Annotated in this window: 1 protein-coding gene; it reads left to right on the top strand. The window is 28.4% G+C overall.

Annotated features, from left to right (window positions below; translation table 11 throughout):
• Positions 1–514: 514 nt before the first annotated feature.
• A partial coding sequence (locus DMO16_RS24025; protein ID WP_164989030.1) for a DUF6119 family protein occupies positions 515–936 on the top strand: 422 nt, incomplete at its 3' end.

Raw genomic sequence — 936 nt, forward strand, 5'->3', positions numbered from 1 at the left:
GATTTTTTTTTGAAAATAGGACGGTTTATAGGCGTCAAAAATAAATTCCGATTTTTTTCCAAAAAATGGCACTAATACGCCAGCCGCCTATATATGTAATATATAGGCGGCTGGCGTATGTATCTCTTCCCAATAAAAACCCTTGTTAATACTAGGGTTTTTTAATATTTTTATTTATTTTCTTCAAAAAATAAATAAAAATATTAAAAACATCTTATTGATTAAGGGTTATTTACTTAAGTATGCCTGTATAAAATGGCAAAAAATAAAAAATACCAGGCAATACATTAAAATGATGTGTTTGTTCTAATTATTTTTTGAATCTTCAAAAAAACGTCTCAATAGGCTGGATCCCTATATATGTAATATATAGGGATCCAGCCCATATATCTTTTTAATAGATAAATCCTTGTAAATACTGGTATTTCATGATATTTTTTTAAAAAAATCTTTTAAATAATAAAAATTGCTGAAATCCACTGATTTATAAGGAAATTATAAAGGAGCTATATGGGTGAAAAGAACAAAGAATAAGAATTTAACCATTTACATGTTAAATAGCAATGAGAAAAACTTTAAATCTTACTTGAGAGAGGAATTCCAAAAGAATGAACATGTAAAAAGGTATTATATCGACAAGCAAAAGTTATCTGGAAATATAGAAAAAGGAATAATTTTTTTGTATGAGGAGTCTTTGTCTGCACCAGAGTGGCTAAAATATTTAAATGAAATTTCCGTAAAGCAAAACATCAAAGTTTCACCTAAACTAAGTACTAAAGCCATCGTTTTTTTAACGCTAAGAGGAAAGAAAAGAAAAACCTTCGCCCTTACTTTTGGTCACGGGTCCACTTTGTTAGATGAAGAATCCATTGTTTCGGATTTCGGATATGTCATTTCTAGAAGTTTACTTAAACAAGAGGAATTAATTTCAATTGC

This window comes from Fictibacillus sp. S7 (assembly GCF_004127935.1).
GTDB classification, from domain to species: Bacteria; Bacillota; Bacilli; order Bacillales; family Fictibacillaceae; genus Fictibacillus_C; species Fictibacillus_C enclensis.